Raw genomic sequence first — 1,497 nt, 5'->3', positions numbered from 1 at the left:
GTCGAGATGCGTCCCGTCCGGGCAGGTGCAGCCGTTCGATGTCGGCACCGCGCCACGGATCGTGCACTTCGGTGGAGCGACCTGGCAAACGCCGTTGACCAGCTCGCCGCGGCGGCACACGCAGTTGCCGTTCTCGTCGCGGTATTGGCCGGGACGCAGCGTGCACTGCGACTCTTCCGGTATGTCGCTCCGCACGCATTTGCCGTTCTCCAGATCGGTGCCGCGCGGGCAGACGCAACGTCCGTCCGCCGTCCGGATCTGGCCCTGCAGCAGGACGCAGCGCGGCGGTGGCGGCAGCGGCAGGAGCTTGGTGCCTCCGCCGGACGTGCCCCCGCTGCCCGAACACTGGCCATTGCGGAAGGTGGTGCCCTCCGGGCAGACGCAACGGCCGGCCGAGTTCATCACCAGTCCATACAAGCACTGGTTCTTCACTTCGTGCCGGGTGGTGAAGGGATGGCACGCATAAGCCTTGCCGCGATCGCCCTGGTTGGTGGTCAGGTCGCGCGACAGCACGTCGCCGCCGCCTTGCACCGGCGTGTTCGGAGGAAGCACGCCGACGCAGTTCTGTCCGCTGACCGTGCCCTGCAGAGCGGCAAGACGCCCATCCTCGGGAAGGATCACGGTGACGTGGTGGCTGTGGCTTTCGCCGGCGCCCAGCGTCAGATTGGCGATGCAGGATGCCGGCAGCGTCGTCGGCTCCGGCGAACAGCCGAAGGGTGGGTCGATCGACGTGATCGGAACGTCTTCCAGCCGGCCGAGACCCTCCACGCCGATCGCATCGCCGATGCGGACTGGACCCGAGAAGGGGTTCGGCCCGTCATTCGTGATGGTGATCTCGAACGAGCATGGTTCTCCCGGCTGGCATTCGGCATCGCCGGTCTTCTCGACGCGGATGGTGGAGGCGCCGCCGCCCTTCGCGCAGGGCTGACCGATCGGGTAGACGATGTCGTCGCCCGGCGCCGGCCCAAAACTGCCACGCGCGCAGTTCTCGAACGCGCCATTGCCGCTCACCGTCACGTCCAAGTGCCGGCTGGTTCCGGGCGTCATCACGGCGCCGGGAATCTGACACGACAGCGTGTTTGCAGGCACCGGACCGCAAGCCCAGTCCGCACCGTCAGGGGTGACGGTTTGAATCTGGACAGGCGCTCCGCCCGACACCAGCGTGGCGGCATCGCTGACCCGCACCGGGCCAGTTGGGGCCGCGCTGCCGGCATTAGTGACGGTGATCCGGCAGGAAACAGCCGCGGCACCGGCCAGCGAGCCGCCGCATGTCTTGGTGATGCGCAGGCCGGGCTGACCGCCATTCGGATGGCGGATGCGCTCGGTCGCGCAGGCCTTGTTATTGGCGAGGCCGGCCTCGCCGGGAATGCCTTTCACCTCGGCGCAGTTCTCGACCGTGTCCGGCCGGTAGTTTGCCGGCATCACCGCCTTGACGACGATCGGCGTCGAGGCGCCCGGAGGTAGCGCGATGCCGGCATTGTCGCAGCGGAACTGTCC

1 pseudogene is annotated in these 1,497 nt (G+C 68.3%); it reads right to left on the bottom strand.

The window, feature by feature from the left end:
* Window positions 1-1,497 (bottom strand): annotated as a pseudogene (locus tag EOA27_RS36130) (hypothetical protein); the annotation flags it as partial.

The organism is Mesorhizobium sp. M2A.F.Ca.ET.037.01.1.1, from assembly GCF_003998075.1.
In the GTDB taxonomy this organism is placed as follows: Bacteria; Pseudomonadota; Alphaproteobacteria; order Rhizobiales; family Rhizobiaceae; genus Mesorhizobium.
Note: the sequence above shows the minus strand (reverse complement) of the source record. Positions and strands in the feature narration are given on the sequence as shown.